This is a genomic window from Anaerocolumna sp. MB42-C2 (assembly GCF_030913705.1).
Lineage (GTDB): Bacteria > Bacillota > Clostridia > Lachnospirales > Lachnospiraceae > Anaerocolumna.
On sequence record NZ_CP133190.1, the window covers coordinates 2,691,832 to 2,717,139 of the forward strand.

The 25,308-nt window shown below is 39.4% G+C and carries 19 protein-coding genes; 3 read left to right on the plus strand and 16 right to left on the minus strand.

The window, feature by feature from the left end:
* Window positions 1–66 precede the first annotated feature (66 nt).
* From RBU59_RS11765 to ftsH, 8 genes are all read right to left on the minus strand, one after another.
* A complete protein-coding gene (locus tag RBU59_RS11765; RefSeq protein ID WP_308148057.1) occupies window positions 67–321 on the minus strand; it encodes an HPr family phosphocarrier protein in 255 nt (84 codons plus the stop codon).
* Entirely contained in the window at window positions 296–1,282 is a 987-nt protein-coding gene (gene whiA, locus RBU59_RS11770; RefSeq protein ID WP_308148058.1) for a DNA-binding protein WhiA, read from the minus strand. Before whiA ends, RBU59_RS11765 begins: the two co-directional genes overlap by 26 nt.
* A 28-nt stretch (window positions 1,283–1,310) precedes the next feature.
* Window positions 1,311–2,180: an RNase adapter RapZ gene (gene rapZ, locus RBU59_RS11775; protein ID WP_308148059.1), complete on the minus strand. Its 870-nt coding sequence runs from the start codon at window positions 2,178–2,180 to the stop codon at window positions 1,311–1,313.
* Window positions 2,181–2,197: 17 nt separating this feature from the next.
* Window positions 2,198–3,115: a UDP-N-acetylmuramate dehydrogenase gene (gene murB / locus RBU59_RS11780; protein ID WP_308148060.1), complete on the minus strand. Its 918-nt coding sequence runs from the start codon at window positions 3,113–3,115 to the stop codon at window positions 2,198–2,200.
* Between the two features lie 108 nt (window positions 3,116–3,223).
* Complete coding sequence (locus RBU59_RS11785) at window positions 3,224–4,165, minus strand: ROK family glucokinase (protein WP_308148061.1); 942 nt, start codon at window positions 4,163–4,165, stop codon at window positions 3,224–3,226.
* Between the two features lie 101 nt (window positions 4,166–4,266).
* Window positions 4,267–5,208 (minus strand): HPr(Ser) kinase/phosphatase, encoded by a 942-nt coding sequence (hprK, locus tag RBU59_RS11790; RefSeq protein WP_308148062.1) that lies wholly within the window; start codon window positions 5,206–5,208, stop codon window positions 4,267–4,269.
* A 175-nt stretch (window positions 5,209–5,383) separates the two neighbouring features.
* Window positions 5,384–7,252: an excinuclease ABC subunit UvrC gene (gene uvrC / locus RBU59_RS11795; RefSeq protein ID WP_308148063.1), complete on the minus strand. Its 1,869-nt coding sequence runs from the start codon at window positions 7,250–7,252 to the stop codon at window positions 5,384–5,386.
* Between the two features lie 148 nt (window positions 7,253–7,400).
* Entirely contained in the window at window positions 7,401–9,338 is a 1,938-nt protein-coding gene (gene ftsH / locus RBU59_RS11800) for an ATP-dependent zinc metalloprotease FtsH (RefSeq protein WP_308148064.1), read from the minus strand.
* Window positions 9,339–9,879: 541 nt separating this feature from the next.
* Between ftsH and RBU59_RS11805 the strand changes: the two genes are divergently transcribed.
* Together RBU59_RS11805 and RBU59_RS11810 are read left to right on the plus strand one after the other, a co-directional pair.
* The gene (locus tag RBU59_RS11805; protein WP_308148065.1) at window positions 9,880–10,071 is read left to right on the plus strand and encodes a hypothetical protein; all 192 of its coding nucleotides are present in this window, start codon (window positions 9,880–9,882) and stop codon (window positions 10,069–10,071) included.
* Window positions 10,072–10,314: 243 nt separating this feature from the next.
* A complete protein-coding gene (locus RBU59_RS11810) occupies window positions 10,315–11,919 on the plus strand; it encodes a CTP synthase (protein ID WP_308148066.1) in 1,605 nt (534 codons plus the stop codon).
* 118 nt (window positions 11,920–12,037) lie between these two features.
* Here RBU59_RS11810 and RBU59_RS11815 read toward each other — a convergent pair whose 3' ends face one another.
* The 5 genes from RBU59_RS11815 to RBU59_RS11835 form a co-directional block, all read right to left on the minus strand.
* On the minus strand, window positions 12,038–14,590 hold the full coding sequence (locus RBU59_RS11815; RefSeq protein ID WP_308148067.1) for a glycoside hydrolase family 2 TIM barrel-domain containing protein: 2,553 nt from the start codon (window positions 14,588–14,590) through the stop codon (window positions 12,038–12,040).
* 23 nt (window positions 14,591–14,613) lie between these two features.
* Window positions 14,614–15,609, minus strand: a complete 996-nt coding sequence (locus RBU59_RS11820) for a LacI family DNA-binding transcriptional regulator (protein WP_308148579.1) — start codon at window positions 15,607–15,609, stop codon at window positions 14,614–14,616.
* A gap of 206 nt (window positions 15,610–15,815) precedes the next feature.
* On the minus strand, window positions 15,816–17,477 hold the full coding sequence (locus RBU59_RS11825) for an ABC transporter substrate-binding protein (protein WP_308148068.1): 1,662 nt from the start codon (window positions 17,475–17,477) through the stop codon (window positions 15,816–15,818).
* An 83-nt stretch (window positions 17,478–17,560) separates the two neighbouring features.
* Window positions 17,561–18,469, minus strand: coding sequence for a carbohydrate ABC transporter permease (locus RBU59_RS11830; RefSeq protein ID WP_308148069.1), 909 nt, complete (start codon window positions 18,467–18,469; stop codon window positions 17,561–17,563).
* An 18-nt stretch (window positions 18,470–18,487) separates the two neighbouring features.
* A complete protein-coding gene (locus RBU59_RS11835) occupies window positions 18,488–19,432 on the minus strand; it encodes an ABC transporter permease (protein ID WP_308148070.1) in 945 nt (314 codons plus the stop codon).
* 822 nt (window positions 19,433–20,254) lie between these two features.
* Here RBU59_RS11835 and RBU59_RS11840 point away from each other — a divergent pair.
* The gene (locus tag RBU59_RS11840) at window positions 20,255–21,877 is read left to right on the plus strand and encodes a flagellin (RefSeq protein WP_308148071.1); all 1,623 of its coding nucleotides are present in this window, start codon (window positions 20,255–20,257) and stop codon (window positions 21,875–21,877) included.
* A gap of 129 nt (window positions 21,878–22,006) precedes the next feature.
* Here the strand turns inward: RBU59_RS11840 and lspA are convergent, their stop codons facing one another.
* The 3 genes from lspA to RBU59_RS11855 all read right to left on the minus strand — a co-directional run bounded on the left by lspA (window position 22,007) and on the right by RBU59_RS11855 (window position 25,223).
* Window positions 22,007–22,453: a signal peptidase II gene (gene lspA, locus RBU59_RS11845; RefSeq protein WP_308148072.1), complete on the minus strand. Its 447-nt coding sequence runs from the start codon at window positions 22,451–22,453 to the stop codon at window positions 22,007–22,009.
* Window positions 22,454–22,639: 186 nt separating this feature from the next.
* Window positions 22,640–23,728 (minus strand): hypothetical protein, encoded by a 1,089-nt coding sequence (locus RBU59_RS11850; protein ID WP_308148073.1) that lies wholly within the window; start codon window positions 23,726–23,728, stop codon window positions 22,640–22,642.
* Window positions 23,729–24,206: 478 nt separating this feature from the next.
* A complete protein-coding gene (locus RBU59_RS11855) occupies window positions 24,207–25,223 on the minus strand; it encodes a glycosyltransferase family 2 protein (RefSeq protein ID WP_308148074.1) in 1,017 nt (338 codons plus the stop codon).
* Between the last annotated feature and the right edge of the window lie 85 nt (window positions 25,224–25,308).

The following is a 25,308-nucleotide window of genomic DNA, read 5'->3' on the forward strand; positions in this document are numbered from 1 at the left end:
AGAGGTCAAAATTTTCGGATAAAAAAATCTGCCTCATATGTCATTCCATGCGGCAGATTTTAAAAGTTATTTACTACTTAGATATTTTTCTATATTTTCCATTGCTACTTCTTCATCCGGACCATCAGCAGATACTACTACTTCTTCTCCTGCGGCCAATCCCAAGCTCATCATCCCCATAATGCTCTTGGCATTCACTTTCTTTTCATCACATTCTACGTAAATATTACTTTCATATTGACTTGCAACCTGAACCAGTAAAGCAACCGGCCTTGCTTCCAATCCTGTCGGGATTTTAATTAATATTTTCTTTGTTACCATAATTTACTTCCTCCTTCTGTTCCCTTAAGTTATCAGCTAAAATACTTAGTTTGCGCAACCTATGGTTTACGCCGGACTTACCGATCGGCGGACTAAGCAGCGCTCCTAATTCTTTTAATGAGCTTTCCGGATATTCAATCCGCAGAGTTGCAATTTCATAAAGCCCCTCTGTTAATTCACTGAAACCTATTTGATCTTTAATATATAGGATATCATCTATCTGTTTCGTTGCTGCCATAACTGTTTTATTAATATTTGCAGCTTCACAGTTTACCTGTCTGTTAATGGAATTTCTCATTTCTTTTAAAATCCGCACATTTTCCAGATTCATAAGGGCTACATGAGCTTCCATTATATTTAACAAATCTACGATTTGTGATCCTTCTTTTACATATACAACGAAGTATTTTTTACGGGTAACAATCTTTGCATCAATATCAAAGCTATTGATAATCTCTTGTATTTGTTTTGCCTTTGGTTCATTGGAGGCAACAATCTCAAAATGATATGTTTTTTCAGGATCACTCATAGACCCCGCAGCCAGAAAAGCGCCCCTTATAAAAGCTCTTTTACAGCAAACATTTTGAATTACCAAGTTATCCTTTATTGAAAGATTTTCACCTATTTCCTTATATTCATCTATTAATTTCGTTGCCTGTAGTATTTTTATTACAATATCATTATCCAATATTATTAAACTATACATAATACTGTTTTTCAAATTCGCATTTCGTCTAATTGAAATTTCTGTATTTATATTAAATGTTTTTTTGATTAAAGTAAAGTACTTTCTTGCAACGGTTATATTTTCCGTATGAATTTTTAAAATATACCGGTCATTCTCTGTAATAATGATACGACCGCATAAGCTGATTAATGCTGATAGTTCTGCAATCTGACAATGTCTGGCTGGGTTGATCTGTTTTGATAATTCATCCTTAACATCTTTGGAAAATGACATCGTTATTCACCTCACTGGAAAATGTGGTTTATAACCTTTTTGCATCCTTTTCAATGTCTCTATGTTCCACTTTTAATCCGTATTCTAATTTCTCAAGTCTTATCGTCAATTCATTGGCAAGGGTAACGGAACGGTGTTTGCCTCCGGTACAGCCAATACTGATAACCAGCTGATTTTTCCCCTCAAGAATGTAATTCGGTATTAAGAAAGTTATCATATCTTCCAATTTGTCCAAGAAAACTCCGGCCATATCAGAACTCATTACATAATCTCTCACCGGCTTATCATTACCGGTCTTGGTTTTCAGTAACGGATCATAGAAAGGATTTGGTAAAAATCTTACATCAAAAACCAAATCCGAATCCATTGGTATTCCATATTTAAATCCAAAGGATAAGATGGTTATAAAAAAGTTATTATATTTTTCGTTTTTAATATAGATTTTATCAATCTCTGATTTTAATTCACGTATGAGCAACTGACTGGTATCAATAATCACATCTGCTCTTTTTTTAATAAATTCCAATTTATCCCGTTCATCCTCAATGCCTTGCTCTACTCGGCCTGATCCGGATAATGGGTGGATTCTCCTGGTTTCTTTATACCGTTTGACCAGAACTTCCGTTTTCGCATCCAGGAATAAGATCTCATAATGACATCCATCCTTTTTCATTTGTTCCAATACTTCGTCTAATTCTTCCAATGCCTGTCCGCTTCGGATATCAACTCCTAATGCTACTTTATCAAATTTTTCAGTACCATTTATAGTGAGTTGGACAAACTTATAAATAAGTTGGATAGGAAGATTGTCAACACAGAAATATCCGGCATCCTCCAGCATTTTTAATGCTGAACTTTTACCTGCACCGGACATTCCTGTTACAATAACCATCCTCATAACAACCTCTCAATCCGCTAGAATTCACCTAAAAGTTTCACTTCCGGTTCTAACACTACTCCAAATTTATTATTAACGATTTCTATTACATCAGAAATTAAAGTTTTAACCTCACCGGCTGTTGCTCCGCCTGTATTAATGACAAAACCGCAATGTTTCTCCGAAACCTGTGCATTACCAACCTGATATCCTCTTAACCCGGAATCCATAATAAGCTTTCCGGCGTAGTATCCCTCCGGTCTTTTGAACGTACTCCCGGCACTGGGGTATTCAAGGGGTTGTTTCTCACGCCTTCTTGCATTAAGTTCCTTTATTTTGCTTAAAATATCTTCTTTAATACCCGGTTTAAAGCCAAACAAAGCTTCAAGTACAATATAATGGTTTTCCTGGATAATGGTAGTGCGATACCCCATCTTCAGTTCTTCTTTATTAAGTCTTAGGATATTGCCGTCCTTATCTAATAGAACAGCTTCTAATATAGTTTGTTTCATGTCGCCATCATAGGCACCGGCATTCATAGTTACCGCACCGCCGAGTGTTCCGGGAATCCCTGCCGCAAATTCAAAACCGGTCAGACTGTGCTCGGCAATTTCATTTGCTAGTTTAGATAATAAAACGCCGGCTTCAGCCCTTACCGTATATTTCTCTTCATCAATAAAAACTTTACCGAAAGACTTCCCTAGCTTTATTACGGTTCCCCGGTATCCCTTATCGCTGACTAAAAGGTTACTGCCATTACCCATAATATAATAAGGCATGTTTTCTGTCATACATAACTTTACCGCAGCCGCCACTTCCTGGGCACTTTCCGGTAAAACAAGAAACCGTGCAGGGCCGCCGATTAAAAAGGTAGTATGCCTGGCCAGAGGTTCTTCTATCATAATCTGTCTGTCGTCTAATATCATTCGTAATTTTTGATAAAATGCCTCATTCATATCTACTCCCATTACACCGCTAATTTGCGGTACTGCCTTTAATTAATCCTTATTTCTTACTGCTATATGCTATTTAGTATATGCTTTTACTTCCGTTTTATATGTTACTTATTTACCGATTATTAATTTGGCACTGCCGTAAATTCCGGCATCATTTCCTAATTCGGCAAGCTTAAAATCTTTGTTTTTTAATGCAAATAAAACATTATTTTCATAAAAATTCTTAGTTATATCCGTTAATATGGTTCCGGCTTTCGATACCCCTCCGCCGATAACAAATGCCTGGGGATCCACAACATGGGCAATATGGGATAAAGCCAGCGCCAAATACCTGCATAATTCTTCTACCAGTTCATTCGCCAGTTTATCTCCCTCTTTGGCATTATCAAAAATAGCTTTTGCGGATAGATGCTGTACCTCTCTGAGTTTAGAGGGTTCTTTGGATTTATCCAGGAGTCTTTTGGCTTCTTTCACAATACCGGTAGCAGATGCAAATTGTTCCAGACATCCCGGTCTTCCGCAATTACACTTATCCTCCTCAGCCGGATTAACCGTTAAATGGCCGATTTCACCGGCTGCCCCGTTACTTCCGGTTAAGATTTCACCGTTTAAAATAACGCCTCCGCCGACACCGGTACCTAAGGTTACCATAATTAAATTTTTATAACCCCGGCCGCCGCCTTGCCACATTTCGCCTAATGCAGCTACATTGGCATCATTTCCGACTCTGGTTTTAAAACCGGTCAGCTTTTCTGTTTCTTTTGCAACATTAAAGACACCCCAGCCTAAATTAACACAATTAATTACGGTGCCATCCTCTGTTACCGGTCCGGGTACTCCGATTCCGATACCAATAATATTTTCTCTTACAAGATTGTCATCAGCTATTTTTTTATTCACTGAAGCTGCAACATCTTCTAAGATATGGCTTCCGCTGTCTTCTCTTCTTGTGGGAATCTCCCATTTATCCAGCAGGTTGCCGTTTTCCGTAAATAACCCTAATTTAACTGAAGTCCCACCAATATCGATGCCAAAACATATTCTATCCATTTTTCTTGTCCTCTTTTATCTTTTATTTGTAATGTGGCTTTTCAACTATTGCAGTTCTTATGAACAACGTATTTTTGAAACACATTTATATTTCTTATTATTTACTCTTCCTCTTGTTTTGCTTTTTTCATTAAATTATTGGTAACCCGGTTATATAATTCCTGTGCGGCATTATATCCCATCTTCTTCTGTCTGTAATTAACTGCGGCTGATTCACAGATAATAGCCAGATTTCGGCCCGGTCTTATGGGAATCGAGTGACAAACAACCTTATTGCCGAGGAATTCGGTATATTGCTCTTCTAAACCTAAGCGGTCATACTCCTGATCCTTATTCCATTCTTCCAGTTTAATAACCAAATCAATGGATTGGGTATTCTTAACGCTCTCAACACCAAACAGTGTTTTAACATCAATAATACCAATACCTCTAAGTTCGATAAAATGTCTGGTAATATCCGGTGCAGTTCCGATTAAGGTATCATCACTGACTTTTTTTATTTCAACCACATCATCCGTTACCAAACGATGTCCTCTCTTAATTAACTCCAGGGCTGCTTCACTCTTACCGATTCCGCTTTCACCCATAATTAAGATACCCTCGCCATAAACATCAACTAAAACTCCATGTATTGATATTCTGGGAGCTAATTCCACATTGAGCCAGCGGATAACTTCTGCCATAAAGGAAGAGGTGGTTTTACCAGTCCGTAGTATGGGAACTCCCTTTTCCGTAGCCATCTGTATCAATTCCGGTGTTACTTCAATATTCCTGCAGAATACGATGCAGGGTACTTTGTAGTCCATAAGCCTTGACATAATCCCATGCCCATGGTCCTTTTCCATCTTCTGCATATATGCATATTCCACATGTCCGATAACCTGTACACGTTCGGAATCAAAGTAGTCAAAAAACCCCGCCAGCTGCAGAGCCGGACGATTAACATCCGGCTGGCATAATTTAATATGCCTTATATCTATATCCGGTGTAACATTTTCAAGATTCATTTTTTCAATTAGTTTTGATAATTGTACCGTATACATAATTACGTCCTTTCTCCATCACACCAATTTTGTATATAAAAACACTCTTTCGGGTATTTATTTCCAAAATATATTCTTAACCTAGACATATTCTAACACAGACCTTACTATGCTGTAAATAACTTTATCTTTTTAAAAATAAAACATGGATATTATGTTTTTACAGGTTTTACACTTAACTGCTCTGGTGAAAAAAATCATAAACCTGCTTAGCAGACCTGCTATTCATTGTTTCGACTGCAGCCAGCTCGTCTATGGTGGCTGCTTTAATAGCTTCCAAGGACTGATAATGCTTCATAAGTGCTCTTCTTCTGGCTGTTCCGACTCCTTCAATATCATCCAGTATAGAATGAACCTGTGTCTTACCCCGAAGCTGCCTGTGATATTCAATTGCAAACCGGTGTGTTTCATCCTGAATCCTTGTTATAAGTTTAAACGCTTCACTGCTATGATCTAACGGTATCTCTTCATTATTAAAAAGCAGTCCTCTTGTCCTGTGATTATCATCCTTAACCATACCACATACCGGTATATTCATCTTTAACTCGTTTAATACCTTTTCTGCAATATTTACCTGGCCTTTACCACCGTCCATCATAATCAGGTCCGGATACCGGTTAAAACTTCCGTATTCCGAACCCATATTCTTATCTTTTAATTCCTGCTCTTCTTTTAATCCATGGGTTAATCTCCTGGTAAGTACTTCCTGCATGGATGCATAATCATCCGGGCCTTTCACCCCTTTAATTTTAAATTTACGGTAATCATTCCGTTTGGGTTTGCCGTTTTCATATACCACCATGGAACCTACCGATTCAAAACCGCTGATATTGGAGATATCGAAAGCTTCGATACGGCAAAGTCCGGGAATATCTAACATTTCACCAATCTGGCTAAGGGCTCCCACTGTTTTGGCTTCTTCCCGTTTAATCTTTTCCGAGTCCTGCTGCAGAACCATGGAGGCATTTTTCCTTGCTAATTCAACAAGTCTTTCCTTTTCCCCTTTTACAGGTACTTTAATATATACTTTCTGTCCTCGCTTGGAGGTCAGCCATTCTTCAATAATCTCCTGATCCTCTAAAGCTTCACTTAATATAAGTTCCCTGGGTATGAAAGGTGTACCAGCATAAAACTGCTTCACAAAACTTGTCATAACACTGCTTTTTGTCTCATGCTCCACACCGGTTAAGTAAAAATGATCCCTGCCGATTAATTTACCGTTCCGGATAAAAAATACCTGCACCACAGCTTCATCTCCTGCAGTAGCGCTGGCAAGTATATCCCTGTCCAGAGACTCGTCGCTGGTTATTTTCTGTTTTTCCGAAACCTGTTTCACACTATTTAATAAATCTCTGTACTCTGCTGCCGTTTCATATTCCATATTTATGGCTGCATCATTCATTTTCTGCTCCAACTGTTTTGTAATTACAGAAAAATTACCGTTAAGGAACTCCAGAACCTGATTTACGGATTCTCTGTAATCCTCCTGAGAGATATACCCCTGGCAGGGTGCCTTACATTGCTTTATATGATAATACAGGCATGGCCTTTCTTTGCCGATATCTTTTGGCAGGTTACGGTTACAACTCCTTGTAAAATAAAGCTTTCGAATTAACTCGATTGTATCTTTTACTGATTTTGCACTGGTATAAGGTCCGAAATACTTTGCTTTATCTTTGCCCCTTTCCCTGGCAAATAATATCCTTGGGTATGCCTCCTGTACCGTTACCTTAATATAAGGATAATTTTTATCATCCTTAAGCATGGTATTGTATTTTGGCCGATGCTCTTTAATTAAATTACTTTCCAAAACCAAAGCTTCCAGTTCGGAATCCGTAATAATATATTCAAAATACTGTATTCTGGCAACCATCTGCTGGATCTTAGGAGTCAAATTCCGGCTGTTCTGAAAATACTGTCTGACCCGGTTCTTTAAACTGATTGCCTTACCGACATATATTATCGTATCAAACTTATCGTGCATAATATAAACCCCGGGTTTGGCAGGAAGTTTCTTTAATTCTTCTTCTATGTCAAAAAACATGGCATCTCCTTTATAATTATAATAAGTAATAAATTGCCTCATCTCCAGAATGTGGGTTTACATTTCATATAATTGAAATATAAACCCACACCATCTGCTACCTATAAAGTTTCATAATAACTACTTGTTTCCTCACTCAATATAAATGTTAAAGTATTGGCTGTGTCGGAATTTCAATTACCGGATTTTCACTCTCTGCCGGAATCTCTTCGGCAGGCAAACCTTTTACTTCATGGAAGATATCCATAAATTCTTTACCTGTAATTGTTTCTTTTTCTACAAGGAATGCTGCTATCTTATCCAATACTTCACGGTTATCGGCTAATAAGGCTTCCGCTTTCTTATAGCATTCTTTTAAGATTGTCATAACTTCCTTATCAATCTCTGCTGCCGTTGCATCACCGCAGTTTAACACAGCTCTTCCGTCCAGATACCGGTTTTCTATGGATTCTAATCCCATCAAACCAAATCTATCTGACATACCGTATTGGGTTACCATAGCTCTTGCGAGCTGGGTAGCTTTCTCAATGTCATTGGAAGCACCGGTGGTTATAGAATTGAATATTAACTGCTCTGCAGCACGGCCGCCATATAGAGTTACGATTCTTGTCAGTAATTCCTCTTTGCTCATAAGGTATTTCTCTTCTTCGGGAACCTGCATTACATATCCTAAGGAACCCATTGTTCTTGGTACGATAGTAATCTTTTGCACCGGTTCCGCTTTCTTCTCAAGTGCGGTTACTAACGCATGCCCTACTTCATGGTAAGCTACAATCTGCTTTTCTTCCTTATTAAGGATGCGGTCTTTTTTCTCTTTACCGGCCACTACTACTTCTACCGATTCAAATAAATCCTCCTGGGTTACAACGGTTCTGCCTTTTTTAACGGCAAGAATTGCCGCTTCATTTATCATATTAGCCAGATCTGAACCTACCGCACCGGATGTAGCTAAACCGATTGCCTCCAAATCAACGGAATCATGCATTAATACATCTTTTGCATGAACTTTTAATATATCGATACGTCCCTTTAAATCTGGTTTATCCACGATGACACGGCGGTCAAAACGTCCCGGACGAAGTAATGCTTTGTCTAATACCTCCGGACGGTTAGTTGCTGCAAGAATTACTAACCCTTTAGAAGTATCAAATCCATCCATCTCTGATAACAACTGATTTAAAGTCTGTTCTCTTTCATCATTGCCGCCGCCGTAATGAGAATCCCTGCTTTTACCGATGGCATCAACTTCGTCAATAAAGATAATACATGGTGCCATGGACTGTGCCTGCTTAAACAGATCCCTTACCCTGGAGGCACCAACACCAACAAACATTTCAACAAAATCGGATCCGGATAAAGAAAAGAACGGTACATTGGCTTCACCGGCTACTGCTTTAGCAAGCAAGGTCTTACCGGTTCCGGGAGGTCCTACTAATAAAGCACCTTTTGGCAGTTTAGCACCAATCCTCGTATATTTGCCGGGATTATGAAGGAAATCCACAAGTTCCGTAAGGGACTCTTTTGCTTCCTCCTGACCGGCTACATCCTTAAAAGTCACACCGGTTTGTTTTTCTACATAAACTTTTGCATTACTTTTTCCGACGCCGCCCATCATACCGCCGCCGTTTTTCGATATCATCCTGAATAAGAACCACATTACCAGATAAATCAGCACAAATGGTAATATCCAAACTACTATAATGTCCATTAAAGTTGTTCTGGTATCAACTATCTCCGTATTTATGGTGACTTTGTTACCATTTTTATCTTTGGCCTTCAAGAGACGGTCTGCTAATTTTGTATCATTAATACCCCCTGTATAATAGGATATTTTATAAAGCTCATTCGGCTGTGTAAGCGGCTCTATCACTATTTTATCTGACTGTATACGAACAGATTTAACTTCCCCTTTATCTAACATATCTATAAATTTATCATAGGAAATCTCAATGTTGCTTCCGGCTTTCAGCTGATTCGACATATAAGTAAATAATGCCAGTGTAACGATCGCAGCAATTAAAATATAGAAAAAAGTCTTCTTATTATTCATTCCGCGTTTGTTATTATTTAATTTTTTATTATCCATACCCTACCTCCTTCGTATTATTTTAATATTAATGATAGGACTAAAATTAATCATATCTATTTGCAAGTCATGCTAACAGCTGATCACATATATTTAAACATAATGAAATATTGTCAAAGCGGATATTCAAAAATTCCGCTGCGCCACTTGCTTGATAACTTAAACCTGTCACGCAGGTATCCCAGTCGGATCATGAATTCCGACCGAATCAAGTAAATACAGGACCCACAAGCTTATGTAAAAAGCGAGAGTCTTACTTGTAAGTTAAAATTGGGGATAAATAAAGATTTTATAATGATACAATTCATTATAATGTTACTCTAATTATAAATCAATACATATGTCATGAATTTTTTGTGTCGGAAATAAAAAAAATATTAATTTTTTTAAAATTATACTGGATTTATTTATAAGATGATAGTATAATAGCTTGTGATTGTTTAAAAATATACTTTTAAGATTAAGTTTAAAAATTTAGAGCGTTTTTATCTCCATCCTGATTTTGTGCCTCAAAACACATAAACAGGATTTAGAAATTTAAATGATAGTACGAAGATCAAACAGGCTTTATCCTTATCTAAAATGCCTTAAACCGGTGGTATTCGGATTTCCACCGATTGTATTAGGGCTTTTTTCATTATTTAACCTCACGAATGGAAGCAGTTGTGGGGCTAAAGACAGGCATCTAAGTGGATTGCGAATAACTGCTTTTACTGTTACCAGGCGGCAGTGAATTACGTATATCTGCTTTTTTATGGAGCAGAAGCACAGTTACTAATAAATATGCCGATAATGACGAATAATTATTTATATCTATTGGTAACGAATCTCTGTTGCATTACCTGTTATTGAAGATTTTAAATTCTTATATTATATTGAAACAATTAAGTAAATTATATTAATTAAAGAATCTATGCTGTACCCGCAAAACTATTAACTATCAATATATATTATAATCAAAGGAGGAATCATAAGAATGGGAGTTAAGTATGTATTTGTAACCGGAGGAGTAGTATCAGGCTTGGGAAAAGGTATCACCGCTGCCTCCTTGGGAAGATTGCTAAAAGAGCGAGGATACCATGTAACAATGCAAAAGTTTGATCCCTATATTAACATAGACCCCGGTACCATGAATCCAATTCAACATGGTGAAGTTTTCGTAACGGATGACGGTGCTGAAACCGACCTTGATTTAGGTCATTATGAGCGTTTTATTGATGAAAGCTTAACAAAACAGTCCAATGTTACAACAGGTAAAATATATTGGTCCGTTTTATCCAAAGAAAGACGCGGAGATTTTGGCGGCGGAACCGTTCAGGTCATTCCTCATATCACCAATGAAATCAAAAACCGTTTCTATCATAATGACGGATGTGAAGATACCCAGATTGCCATTATTGAAGTAGGCGGTACTGTGGGTGATATTGAAAGTCAGCCATTTCTTGAAGCAATTCGTCAATTCCAACATGATGTCGGACATGAAAATGCTATCCTTATCCATGTAACCTTAATCCCTTATTTAAAAGCTTCCGGGGAAATGAAAACAAAACCTACCCAGGCCAGTGTGAAAGAGCTTCAGGGAATGGGTATCCGCCCGGATATCATCGTATGCAGAACCGAACTCCCCTTAGAACCCGGTATCAAAGAAAAAATCGCACTATTCTGTAACGTTCCCAGTAATCATGTCATTCAAAATCTTGATGTTGAGACATTATACGAAGCACCACTTGCAATGGAAAAGGAACACCTGGCCAATATCGCCTGTGAGTGCCTGGCTCTTGAATGTCCTACTCCGGATCTCACTGCATGGGAGAAGATGGTAGAAGCATTAAAACATCCCGCAAAAGAAGTTACCGTTGCTTTGGTCGGTAAATATACACAGTTACACGATGCTTATATCAGCGTGGTGGAATCTTTAAAACATGGTGCTGTTGCCCACAATGCAGCAATTAATATTAAATGGATTCCTTCCGAAACTTTAACGGATGAAAATGCAGCCGGAATCCTCTCTGATGTCAGCGGAATCTTAGTTCCGGGAGGATTCGGCGACAGAGGTATCGAGGGTAAAATCTCAGCAATTAAATATGCCCGTGAAAATAATATTCCTTTCCTTGGCCTTTGTTTAGGAATGCAGTTAGCCATCGTTGAATTTTCCCGCAATGTAATTGGTTTTCAAGATGCCCATAGTGTGGAACTTGATCCAGGTACTACACATCCGGTTATCCATCTTATGCCGGAACAGGACGGAATTGAAGACATCGGCGGAACCTTAAGGTTAGGTTCCTACCCTTGCGTTTTGGATGAAACTTCTAAAGCTTATACGTTATATGGTGAGAAAGTGATTCATGAAAGACATAGACACCGTTATGAAGTAAATAATTATTACCGTGAAGATTTTGTCCGGGGCGGCATTAAATTATCCGGTTTATCTCCTGACGGACGTATTGTGGAAATGATGGAATTAGCCGATCATCCATGGTTTGTGGCAACACAGGCCCATCCGGAATTTAAGTCCAGACCTAACAGACCTCATCCGTTATTTAAAGGCTTTGTTGGTGCGGCGTTGGAATATCAGAAATAAATAATACTGCATCTATTTTTGTCAAGACTCCAGTCAAAAAACAGTAGAAACATAAATGTTAAGTTTCTACTGTTTTTTTATCCGCAATTATCACCTTTATTACCATCTGACAGTTACGTCAGGATACTATTATAATGGGAAAGCTGTCTCCTGTCAGACCTTCCGCCCGGACATATACGGTGCACTGTTTTGTCCCTGCAAGTACAGAACAGTTCTCTGCTGTGCTGCACCTGACCAGACCAGCTTCATCTGTTTCTCCTGATGACTGTATAATAGCCAGAGCCCGTCCATGGAATGCATGGATACGGTTTTTCTTCATACTCTCCATCTCCTCCGGATTGCCGTTATCCACCGCTATCACACAAGCCGGACCGTCTACTGTGAAGATAAGTTCCGTATCTGCCTGCACACACAGATTACCCTGGCTGTCCAAAAGCTCTGCCTCTATTTGGGCAATATCCAGGCCGTCTCCCTTCATCTGTTGCCGGTAACAGGACAACCGTACTGCCGCAGGTGCTCCGGCTGTTCTCACCACATGACGGGCAGCCTCCTTATCGTCCACATATCCTACAAGCTTTATGCACCCAGGTTCATAGGGCACATCCCAGCTTAAAAATAAATCATTCGTATTGATTGGTATAGGGTTCTTATCATAATGTCCGTACTTCTTAGTCATTCCATAAGCCGGATAAGTATAAGCCTTTCTGCCATAAGATTTTCCGTTCAGGAAAAGCTCTGCACTGTTACAGCTGGTATAGCCCAATACCTGCAAAATTGAACCTTCTTTTACATTGAGGTTCCAGTGGGGAAGCAGATGTACCATAGGTTCAGAGCGTTTCCAGATACTCTGATAGAAATAGAAACTGTCCTTTTCAAACCCGCAGGTATCCAACACTCCTGCACAGGAGGAATGCAACGGCCAGTGGGCTTCTCCCAGATAATCGACCCCAGTCCACATGAAGTCTCCCGCCACATAATCATGGGTCATAGTAAAACGCAGCAGCCTGCCGATTTCCACCGGAGCACTGTAATATGGCCTCTTCCACCAGCCCGCCCTTTCCTGCAGGGTCATAAGATATTCTCCCCGGATTCCGCCGAGGCCGCTGTTTTCCGTACCGAGCACACATCTGTTCGGATAGGCGCGTTTGTCATCATCATAGAGAGTTTCCTGCCTGGTACGCCATCTGTCCACATAATTGTAACCCACCACATCCAGCTCATTTAAGAACTCTTCTGTTGCCGCATGCGGCTCAGCGCAAACCTGATCGTTCGCCTGGGTCACAGCCCGCTCCGGGTCTAATTCTTTACAAATACTTTTTAAATGCCTTGCAGTCAGATAACCCTCCGGGACTGTCTGTTCCGGCACCTCATTGCCAATGCTCCAGATAATGATGCTTGGATGATTCCTGTCACGCAGAAGCATGGTGCGTATGTCCTCCTCATGACAGCTATCGAACCACTCTGAATAACCTCTACTTTCATGGGTATTGCTGCCCAGTTCCTTCCCCTTCAGGATACGCCATTCGTCAAAGGCCTCATCCATCACCATCAACCCCAGCCGGTCACACAAATCCAAAAGTGCAGGATCCGGCGGATTATGGGACATCCTAACGGCATTTGCACCCATTTTTTTCAGTTTCTCAAGTCTTCTCTCCCATATCTGCGGATGGACCGCCGCACCCATACAACCGCCGTCATGATGGATACATACACCGTTTAATTTCACCCTTACGCTATTTAGCAAAAATCCCTGTTTGCTGTCGAACCGGGCATTCTGAAACCCTGTCACGGTATGTACCTCATCCTGTAGTACTCCGTCAGCATAGACCCTGGTAATTACTTCATACAGTGCCGGATTATCCACATTCCACAACGTAGGAGAAGAAAGTTCAAGTTCCTGGTGAAAAGTATGTACCAGCCCGCTGCAGTTTTCTCCTGACCGTCTTCCGGCTTCCTGAATTTCGTTTATCTCCTCTTTTATCTGTTCCTGTATACAAAGTTTACCGTCCGGCCCATATATACTGGTTCCCACCGTAATTGACTTGACTGTACCGGCACTGTTATCCCTCACAGGAGTGCTTTGTTCACACACCAGTGTTTCCACAGCAAGACGCACCTTTTCCTTAGTTACCTCGAGGTTATGTACCCATACACCGTAGGGAGCAACATGAAGATCTCTTACCCCGCATATCCATACATCCCTTGTAATTCCGGAACCGGAATACCACCGGGAGCTGGGCTGAGCAGAGTTATCTACCCTTACATCCACCACATTCTCACCGCCGTCCCGGTATAGCAACTCTGTGATATCCCATTCAAAAGGTGTATAGCCATAAACATGACGCCCCAGATAATGTCCGTTTATCCAAACCTGAGTCAACATATACGCTCCGTCAAATTGCAGCACTACCCTGCCACCAATCAAAACGTCAGGGTTAACCTGAAAATATTTTCTGTACCATCCTATTCCCGTCTCTGCATAACCGCCCGAGCCGCAGGAAGCTGCGTGTTCCTCAAAGGGATACTCAAGACTCCAGTCATGGGGCAGCTTCACCGGTCTGTAGGCGGCCGTGTCACTTTCCCCTGGTCTCCTGTCTTCTTCTCCGTGATAAAAGAACCAGTTCAGATTGAAATTTTCTCTCTGTCTTACTTTCTTCGCTGTTAAATACATTTTCCCTACCTCTCCTATCTTTCTTATACAGAATACATTTTCCCTATTGATTTACGCAACAGAATCTCATAACCCGGATTAGTCTTGGCATTGTAAGCCTCTCCCTTAAGCCAGTTAATCAGCTGCTTGCTAACCATATTACCAACCTGTCTTCCAGAGACATTGATTGAAGTGACCGCAGGTGAGAAGCAGTCCAAATTCGTACTGTTATGCAGGGATGCAATGGAAATATCCCTGGGAATCCGGTACCCTTCTGCCTGCAGTCTTGACATAATTCTTGTACAGATTACATCATCTCCGCACATGATACACTCTATTTTTCTAGCAAACATATCACTGATGATACTATCTATCAGCTCCATATTTACAAAGTTTGGATAAAACATCTGTTGTTCCCTGGGCAGTCCATGCTTATCAAAGGCATCATAACAGCCCTGACACCGACACCTATTTACATGATAGGCCGAGTCCCCCACCACCGTTGCGAAACGGCGGTATCCCTGGCCAATCAACAGAGATACCAGGCTTTCCGAAGCCGCCCTGTTATCAATATCCACCTGAATCACTTCTTCATAATTACAGGTGCCAGCCAGACCTGTGGGAAAATGATTCTCAACAAGATACTTTAAAAGCTTGTCATCCTCAATATTGCGCAACAGGATCAGTCCATCCACTTCATTTTTCTCCACAAGTGCCTGAATACCGGATATATCACCTGGTGCACCAATTGTAATCAGTACACTATACTTGAGCATTGACGCCACTTCACTGACTCCCAGCAGGCATTCATAAAAGAAAGGAATACTTGTAGTATACGCATCCGTAGGAATTACTACTGCAATGTTTTTTGTTTTGGAATGCTCTGCTGCCTGTTTATTCCCCTGCCATTTCCCATGCTTTTGGGCGTAGGAGCGTATTTTTATCCTGGTAGTTTCCCCAATTCTTCCCTTTCCGGATAATGCCCGGGAAACAGTGCTCTTGGATACTCCCAGATTTTTTGCAATCTCATCGTATGTTATATTTCTTCCTCCTCTTTAATAAAGATCCTGCCAGCTTTTCATTCTAACGCAACTCGGCCGCTTAAGCGACCGCAAATATTACCTGAAACAGGGAAATGTAAGGATTTCGTTTCACCGGCAGAATTCTTATATTTCGATAGAAAACTGCAGAGTAGTTTTCTTGTCCATAGAAGAGGGGCAGAATGCCTGCCCCTATAATCTGCCTGTTAACGGGTTGCCAACCAGACATCATACTGTTTATAAAATTCATCGTATATCTCCTGCAAACCGGAATCCTTGCATTTCTTTAGCATCTCATTTAATGAGGCGTCAACGTCATCCACCAGACCAAGTTCAAGCGAGGGAACATAATCCGTAAGGACAGTCGTTACAGCAGCGACATTGGATTTAACTTTCGTATCATCAAATACAAAGGTGATGGTGGGGTTCATAACCACACGATCCTGCCATGAATCGGTGATGGCTTTCTCACGCTCAGGTACACCTGCTTCAGTCAAATTACCGTTCTTGATTGCCCATGAAGCGGAGATTGCGGATGCCGCAAAATCAGTGGCCTTATCCAGCTCTGTATATTGGCCTTTAGCATCCATACTGTAATGCTCGCCTTCAACACCAAGAATAAGGAGTCTGTTCAAATAAGTATCGAATTTCATCATATCAAGAACCATAGCGGCACGCTCAGGATTTTTGGAACCTGCTGCGATTGCCATATCATTGTTGGAATATGCCTCTGCACCTACCAGATGGTCAGTGGTGAGATCATACGCCATACATTTTACGCCAGCCGTCTTCTCTGCCTGCTCCATATAGGTGAATACGGAAGCATTCCATGCGATGGAAGCACCCTGCAAATTGCCGAAAGCATCATCATCTGTTACTGTGTTGGTCAGAGCACTGCGGCTCCAGCATCCTGCATCAGCCATTTCTTTCATATCCTTGGCGAAATTGCGGAAGCTGTCATACTCATAAGCCAGCTTGATATCCTCCTTAGCCGGGATACCGCCATTATATTGATACATCATATCCAGATAGCTGCTGTCCAAAGCCAGGAAAGTGTCGGACTGCTGACGGTATACATCCCACAGTTCATTATTATCGGTAGCTGCTGCCAGTGCATAGATACCACTGCTTGGGGTTTCTTTTTCAGCAATGGTGAGCATGAACTTCTTGTAATCATCCCAAGTCTTAAGCTCAGACATTCCGTATTTCTCCATCAGATCCTGACGTACTGCTACAATCTTACCCATAGGCGTAGCAACATTAGAGGGAACTGCAACTGTTTTTCCGGCAATATTGGTTTCACTCCAGCTCTCAGCTGCCTGATATTTTTTGGTTAGGGGCATATAGTTTGTGATAAAATCATCTTTTAGTTCATAGAAAGAACCCTTTGCTGCTTCATTATACATATAACACCAGGGGGCTGTAAAAATCAGATCTACGTCCTCACCGCCTGCTAACACCAGTGAATACATGGTCTGATAATCACTCCAGCTCATGAATGTTACTGCAAGCTGTGTGTTATAGGGTTTTAAATATTCATTGACCTTCAAAAGCACCTCGTCCCAAGCTTTAGGGGTATCGCCGATGAGATACATGTTAACGGTATAGTCCTTACTCAAATCAGTATTCGAATAGAAATCCGGTGATGCAGCAATAGTGCCTGCACTTACGGATTCCGGCAGGCCATCCAGAGAAACTGACGGCGTTTCCGATGCTGTTGCCTCACTCCCTGTTTTTGCAGACTCCGTGACTTTTGCAGTACCGGAGCTGTTGTCCGTAGTAGTTGTTGAAGAGCGGCCGCATCCAGCAAGCATTGTAACCAACAGACATAGAATTAAAATGATTGATACTAGTTTGTTCTTTTTCATTTATTCTCTCTCCTTCTTATTTATGTTCTGAAGCAATTATTGCTTCGGATACACTAACATTAACCTGACACCGAAGAGCTCTCTCACCCTTTGACTGAGCCAATCGTAAGCCCCTTGACAAAATAGCGCTGTACAAAAGGATACAGTAGTACGATAGGTCCGGTAGCAATGACCGTCATGGCCATCTTCATACTCTCCAGGGGGACGGACGGAAGTGCGATACCCGACTTCTCCGCCACGAGTCTCATAGCTTCTGCACTTCCCAGTATTCTTTGCAGATAATACTGCAAGGTAAACATATTTTCATTTGTAATATACAGCATACAATTGTACCAGTCGTTCCAGTAGGCCAGTGCGGAGAACAGGCTTAAGGTTGCCAGCAGCGGCTTACTCAATGGCAGAATCAGACGGGTGAAGATCACAAAATCATTTGCTCCGTCCATCTTGGCTGATTCACTGATTGCATTGGGGATACCATTCATAAAAGACTTGGCGATTATCATATTCCATACGGAGAACATTAACGGCAGCAGAACTCCCAGGTAAGAATTCTTAAAATTCAGATAACGGACGCACATCATATACCAGGGCACCAGTCCTCCATTAAACAATGTGGTGAAGAAAAAGAAAAATGAGAGCTTATTCCGCCAAGGGAAATCCTTACGTGACAGCACATACCCTGTCATAGATGCCACAAATACGGATAGTACTGTGCCAGCAGCGGTAACACCGATCGTAGTTCCATAAGCCTTTAATATCGAAAGCGGATTTTTCAGACACAGGAGATAGCTCTGTACACTGAATTCGGTAAGTATCAGAGGATATCCGTTACGAATCAGAGAAGATTCCGGTGTAAAGGATGCCACAATGATCAGATAAAAGGGAATTACACAAATCAGGGCAAATAAACCAATCATTACATAACCTAACACATTTACTGCAAGGGTATCCTTACTCATACGCCTGCCATGATTTATCTTTCTATTTGACATAACATTGCTCTCCTTCCATTAATACAGGGAATAATCCGGGTTCATTTTCTTGACGAGCTTGTTGCAGATCGTAATTGTTACAAAACAGAGTACAGATTGATACAAACCTGCGGCGGCTGATACGCCGATATCGCTGTTAGTAATCAACAACCGGAACACATAAGTATCTATGACATCCGTCACAGGCTGGAGCAGCGCACTGCTCTTTACTGTCTGGTAGAACAGACCGAAGTCGCCTCTGAAAATATTGCCGATACCTAACAACACCAGTATCATCATGGTAGGTATCAGGGAAGGAATTGTGATATATCTGATTTTCTGCCAAACGCTGGCTCCATCTATGGAAGATGCTTCAAACATCTCCTGGTCCAGTCCGGTTATGGCAGCCAGATATACAACGGACCCATATCCAGTCTGCTTCCATATCTTCAAGAAAATCAAGATGATAATCCATGCTCCGGGAGTATTATATAAATCGAAAGAATTCATTCCCAGCATATTCAGAATGTGGTTGAATACACCCCTCTCATAATTGAATATATTATACATAATTGCGCCAGCTACAACCCAGCTGATGAAATATGGCAGGAACATAAAGGATTGGGCTATTTTCTTGAATTGTCTGCCAAACAACTCATTTAGCAATATTGCGCTGCCCATCTCAAAAATTACACCCAATATAAGGAATGCAATATTGTACAACAGTGTATTACGTGTTACCTGTCCCAACTTTCCCGCTACCAGCAGCGCCTTAAAATTATTAAGCCCTGTCCACGGAGACCCATAGATGCCGCCGGAATACTGATAATTCTTAAATGCCAGCACAATACCCGTCATAGGTATATATGAGAAAATAATCACATATAAAAGCGCCGGAGACAGCATAGCCAGCAACATCCAATGTTTTCTTACGGTTTTAAAGAATGGCACCTTATACCGATTGTTATTTGTTACTTTCCTCATTTTTTCTTCCTTTCTTTATATTTTTTGTGTAACTTCTCATCCTCCCTTTCTCACTTCGCTACCGCCGTCAAAGCGGTTTTTCGGAAAATGTGCATTTTTAACAGTTATTCTTATCTACAGCTGATCCTATAGTGCATTTATTACCTAAATAGCTCTTTTTTTATAATACTCTTATAACATTTTTAATTCAATTTGCATAATTCCAAATATATTTTATTCTGCATTGTATAATTCCGCCAAAATATTCCATATTTTTGAGCAACCTTGAGCAACAAATCTGCCCATGTTACTGCACTATATTGCGCAACAAAAAAAACAGCAAAAAGCTGCTTTTAACGACCACTAACTCAGATACAATTTCTTTCCATAAAAAGAAAATAGGAGAAACATAAAGGTTAAGTTTCTCCTGTTTTTTTGTTATTATCTTTATTAACACTCTTCTATAATCATAATATAGGAATCCTTAGGGAAATATTACTTTATATATTTGCTAATATTTTCAGCTTTCTCCATTTTTATGGCACTTCTTTTACAAAGTAAAATGATACAAATTATCAAATAATCAAAGAAAAGCTGCAGCACTCATTTGAACTAATATGTACTAAATATTTTTGTATCACATCTTGAAATAACAGATATTACCTGTTAAAATAAATTTGTATTAGCTTGGGGACAAAGTCTCAATGCTCCCAACTCATTATACTAATCTTACAGATTACTTATAAATGCAGGTACTCCAAAGAAACGGGCTTTATTCTATTTTACTTATTATAAAAACTATAATTTTTATATAAATATCAAGTAATTACGGAGGGACAAACATTGGTAATTACACATAATATGCTAAGCCAGTATACCTATGGCCAATTGCAGAAAACTAATAACAAAAAAGCCGGTGTTATGGAAAAACTTTCATCAGGTTATCGTATCAACCGGTCTGCGGATGATGCCGCAGGTTTATCGATCCGCGAAAAAATGAGAGCACAAATCCGCGGATTGGATACCGCCGGGACAAACGTCCAAGACGGTATCTCTTTAGTTCAGATTGCCGATGGTGCGCTGTCTGAGTTGCAAAGCATTGTACAGAGACAGCGGGAACTTTGTGTACAGGCAGCAAACGGTACCTATACACAAGAAGACCGGGAATACATGCAGACAGAAATTGACATGTTAAATGAAGAGATAAATTCCATTGCCAATGACACGCATTTTAATCAGGTTCCTCTTCTTAATATTACGGATTATCCAGGTGTTTCTTCCAGTATGACGGGTTCTGGAAATCTCCTGAAGCTAAATGTCTCAAGCGACGGTACATTTTCCTTTCGCACAGATAAAGGTTATCTGCCAAACGCTCTGGACGATAATAAAATATTAAATTTTGGTTCAGGTCAGACTTCCTACCCTCAGGTTAATATAGACGGAACATGTTATCTGCTGCGTTCCGGACAGTCAGGCGTTGCAGTGACAGCCCCTACTATTTATGATGCCGGAACCAATTCTTACAAAACAGAATATACGGTAAATGGAAACATAAAAGTAACCCAGTCTATTACCATTACCGATATGAATGATCTAAATGCATCGGACCCTGCAACCGATAATATGTATGAAATCAGGTACAAGGTGGAAAATACAGGTACGGATACCCATTCAATCGGTATCTTGTTCAATATGGATACTATGCTTGGGGATGATGACTTTGCACCTTTTCGTGTAAACGGATCGAATCTTACTAATGAAAAAGTATATAATTCCGGTAATATACCAAGCGAATTCACTGTATATAACAACAAGTCCAATCCATATCTTAAAGCCTATGGTATACTGACCGGGGCCGGTGTTCTTAAAGATCCCGATCAGTTCGGAGTAGGTACCTGGCTTCAGGTAGATAAATGGAATTGGACGCCAGACGGCAGTATTGGTGACAGCGCTTATAGTTTATGGTGGAATCCGGTCGATGTAGCCGGAGGCGGTGATAGATCCGTCAATACTTTTTATGGAGTATCCAAACCAACTGCTGAAGAAATCAGCGAGGGGTTAAACTATATAGGACAGGGCCTCAATCTTCAAATCGGAGCTGATTCCGGACAACTTTTTCAAATTGTACGTAAAAGTGTTACCGCAGAGAGTATTGGTACTTATGCGATCTATACGGATCCTGCAGAACGGGCTATGCAATCAATTACCAAAGCGGATTCGGCACTGAATATGTTATCCGGAGAACGAAGTAAATACGGAGCTTACCAGAATGTTTTAGAGCATATATCAAATAATGTGTTGAATTATTCCGAGAATCTAGCTGCGGCAGAATCTCGGATATCTGATGAAGATATGACGGACGGCATTATTGAAAACGCTAAGTTGTCAATTTTACAGCAGGCTTCCCAGGCAATGCTTGCCCAGGCGAACCAGATACCCCAAACCGTATTGGAACTACTAAAATAAGAGAATAAATAAATCAAATAGCCATGAATTAACAATAAGCCGACTGGACTGGCTTACTTTAATTCATGGCTATATCCTTGTTTATTTATTGATAATATCATTCATCGTAATCATTTTATTTGTCACTTTTTAGTCTTTTTTAAATATTGATAATAAGGTAATAAGTGCGGATCCAAGAAAGATACAGATATCCGAAATATTAAATATTATCTTTTTAAGGAACTTAAAACTAAAATAGTCAACTACATATCCTCTGATCAAACGGTCGTGTACGTTGCTTAATGCACCGCCTAATATAAGGGCTAATGCAAATTTCAAGACACGATTCCCTTTTTTAGGCAGAAGCATCGCAAAAAGGAATATAAGAACCCCCACCAGAGCAACGGTTATCTTCTTTACCAGCTCTGCCTTATCCTCCATAAAGTTTAGCATTGCCCCTTTATTATGATAGCGCTCCAAAATGATATTGCCATTTAATATTTCTTCTTTTTTATACATTTCCTTATTTTCTTCAATATACTTCTTAACTATATATTCAGTTATGAAAATCAACACTGCAATAAGAATATAGATCATTATACTCCTCCACCCGGTTTTGTTTTTTGTTTGAATTTTAAGTTAAAGACTTGATTGCTACATGGTAAAAATCGAATTATCTTAATTATTTATCATTATAATGAAAATTATCAGATTTATCAATATGATTAATGTTAAATTTAAATAAAAGAATTCCCCATAAAAAACTAAAAAACTCTCCAACAGTTAAACCTGTTGCTTTTCATTCAACTTCATTTCATATACAAATTGCAGTTTTCGATAATAATCCATCTCAATTAGATCCGTGGGTTTTACTTCTCCATCACTTTTTTCAAAATATGAAATTCCTGCAAAAGAAAGCATTTTATAGACAAACTGGGAACAGAACATAATATTGGGTTTGTGTGAATATTTTAATACTAACCCCATTAGATTATAGGCACTTCCGTCCCGGTTGATTTCCTTCACTTTCTCCAATATGCTTGTTTTCTGTTCCTTAGTACAGGGTAGTTTATATACAAGAATAGAGGCATCCTCTTTCTTATTGAAAAAATCAAGCATTTCGTAATTAAGCCCCGGTGGATATACCCGCTCCCCTCCATTATAGCTGATTATGGTCTTTAGTTCTGGATCAAAGGATAAGGATGCGTGATTATATTGCTTTCTTGTAAATGTAGAGATAATTTCACTGGCCGGGCTCCCGGTGTTAGACAGAATAATATATATATGCCTGTCTTCAATCCATTTCCCTGCCTCTTCAAAGTATTCGCCCGTCAATACACCTTTGTTAATATATTGAAAAGAACTATGGCGGTGAAGGTCCTCTTTGATTTCTTTAAGATTCTCTGCTGAAAATGCTTTGCCGGCTTTTGTTACCGTATCCATAACATTGATAATTTTATCCTTGCCAGCTCTCATATCAGCAAAACTTATATTTGATACCTCTTGAGCTGACGGCAGATAAAAACTGGTATATTTATTAATCGTTACAAACCGTTCGACCAAAAACGGAAACCATATTACTGCAGCGGCAAAAAGTCTGCCGATAAACCTATGTATATACGAATAACCCGGTTGAAATGTCACCAGGGATATAAAGGTTATTTGTAATGACATGATAACGATATATAATAGAATTAAGTACTTTTTCATCTTGCTTTCGGTCGGTACCATTATCGTACGTATCATCATCAACAGACAGGTGAATATATAAGCAAGAACTGTAAATACAAAACTACCGCCTATTATAATATTAATGATTAAAAGGATAATGATAACCTTAAGAGTTATTGTATATCTTTTTAAATCTTTCATTTGTTTCTCCTAAATAATATTTGTATTGTATTTTATTTAGCCGTTTAGAGACTTATTTCGTATTATACCTCATTCATTATACAATACAATTCTTTGTAATAACAAGATAACCTCTCATATTATTTTAAATGTATTTTACTGTTTATGTTATCGTTTACTCCCCTGCAAAAAGCAGCAGTTCCGTGAACAAAAACAGACTTCGTAATGCAAACAAAACGCGGAGGCAGCGTTCCTACGCTGCAATTCTCCGGTTTTCTGTGACAATACACTCACCAAAAACACGTCGCGTTGTTGCCTGTGAACAGTAACTACTGTTTATATAGGTACCGCTTATACGATATATATAATAAAACGCCGTATGTGAGAGAATGTCTTCACAATCGGCGTAATTATTTTGATTTTAATAAAAATTCCATAAGTTACCCTTCATACATTACTAAAAACAATAAAAATATAGTGATTGATAAGTGAAAAAATCTCAACTTGGCAGCCAGGCATCAGCAAGCTCTTTGTATGAAACTGTCTGTTCATTCATTTCTAACTTGGCATAACATTCTGAAAGGCGCAACAGCGGATAATCACCGGAATAATGTATATTTAGGTCGCATTCTGTCTCATACGCAGCATTATAATACCAGATGATTGCTTCTTTATAATCACCTTTTTCAAAAAAATATTCCCCTACTTCATAACAGATCTCAGCACTGGGTTTCCCTCCCGCCATGTTTTTTAAGGAGTATTTAAACATTTGAGAATCATTTTTTCTTAAACGTCCGCACTTAGTCAACACACAATGAATTACTTTTAAACTTTCATAAGGCAGATTCTCTTCTGCCTGTTCTTCAAAATAGGTCTCCGCTTCTAAAAAATCACTTTCCGTACCGGCTATAAATAATTCTCTAGCATACAGATTCAACAATTTTTCGGATATTTTTTCACCTCGTTTAATTACTGACTGAAAGGTCTTAAAATCCCTGCCGGCATGATTATCTTCGGGTAAATGTATTATAGTTATATCGCTATCATATATCACGGGTTGTAATGCCACTGATTCGTGAATTGGATCAACCCATGTAAAATGTCTGATTCGTTTATAAAGTTTTGGTCTATACTCGGTGTCAAAATTATATGTAGTATTAAAAGCAAGCTGATTGGAATACAACATCTGTACGATCTCAATCTCCGGTAGTAAGGCCTTCTTTAAATCCAAAAATTTTTTTCTGTTATCCTCATCAATCACTTCATCCGCATCCGCCACGTAGATATAATCCATTGCTGCCTTTGAAAAAGAGTAATTTCTGGCTGCCGAAAAGTCATCCACCCATTTAAAATCATATATCTTTTCAGTGTATAATTTAGCTAGTTCTTTTGTACTATCATTTGATCCGGTATCAATAATAATAATTTCATCCACAATACCTTTTAGACTCTCCAGACATCTGGAAATTACTTTTTCTTCATTTTTTACAATCATACATGCACTAATTGTAATCATTTTACAAGTCTCCTTTGTAAAAAATAAATATAACGTTTTATTATACTACAACCAAGAACGGTATACCATTGACATATTACCGTTT

Excerpts from the sequence above, each read along its gene's own strand:
- RBU59_RS11815 (WP_308148067.1), bottom strand. The coding sequence starts at position 14,590 with ATGTATTTAACAGCGAAGAAAGTAAGACAGAGAGAAAATTTCAATCTG.
- lspA (WP_308148072.1), bottom strand. The coding sequence starts at position 22,453 with ATGATCTATATTCTTATTGCAGTGTTGATTTTCATAACTGAATATATA.
- RBU59_RS11830 (WP_308148069.1), bottom strand. The coding sequence starts at position 18,469 with ATGTCAAATAGAAAGATAAATCATGGCAGGCGTATGAGTAAGGATACC.
- RBU59_RS11850 (WP_308148073.1), bottom strand. The coding sequence starts at position 23,728 with ATGAAAGATTTAAAAAGATATACAATAACTCTTAAGGTTATCATTATC.
- whiA (WP_308148058.1), bottom strand. The coding sequence starts at position 1,282 with ATGTCATTTTCCAAAGATGTTAAGGATGAATTATCAAAACAGATCAAC.
- RBU59_RS11765 (WP_308148057.1), bottom strand. The coding sequence starts at position 321 with ATGGTAACAAAGAAAATATTAATTAAAATCCCGACAGGATTGGAAGCA.
- rapZ (WP_308148059.1), bottom strand. The coding sequence starts at position 2,180 with ATGAGGATGGTTATTGTAACAGGAATGTCCGGTGCAGGTAAAAGTTCA.
- RBU59_RS11805 (WP_308148065.1), top strand. The coding sequence starts at position 9,880 with ATGATAGTACGAAGATCAAACAGGCTTTATCCTTATCTAAAATGCCTT.
- RBU59_RS11785 (WP_308148061.1), bottom strand. The coding sequence starts at position 4,165 with ATGGATAGAATATGTTTTGGCATCGATATTGGTGGGACTTCAGTTAAA.
- murB (WP_308148060.1), bottom strand. The coding sequence starts at position 3,115 with ATGAATGAGGCATTTTATCAAAAATTACGAATGATATTAGACGACAGA.
- RBU59_RS11835 (WP_308148070.1), bottom strand. The coding sequence starts at position 19,432 with ATGAGGAAAGTAACAAATAACAATCGGTATAAGGTGCCATTCTTTAAA.
- ftsH (WP_308148064.1), bottom strand. The coding sequence starts at position 9,338 with ATGGATAATAAAAAATTAAATAATAACAAACGCGGAATGAATAATAAG.
- hprK (WP_308148062.1), bottom strand. The coding sequence starts at position 5,208 with ATGTATACGGTACAATTATCAAAACTAATTGAAAAAATGAATCTTGAA.
- RBU59_RS11825 (WP_308148068.1), bottom strand. The coding sequence starts at position 17,477 with ATGAAAAAGAACAAACTAGTATCAATCATTTTAATTCTATGTCTGTTG.
- uvrC (WP_308148063.1), bottom strand. The coding sequence starts at position 7,252 with ATGTTTTTTGACATAGAAGAAGAATTAAAGAAACTTCCTGCCAAACCC.
- RBU59_RS11810 (WP_308148066.1), top strand. The coding sequence starts at position 10,315 with ATGGGAGTTAAGTATGTATTTGTAACCGGAGGAGTAGTATCAGGCTTG.
- RBU59_RS11855 (WP_308148074.1), bottom strand. The coding sequence starts at position 25,223 with ATGATTACAATTAGTGCATGTATGATTGTAAAAAATGAAGAAAAAGTA.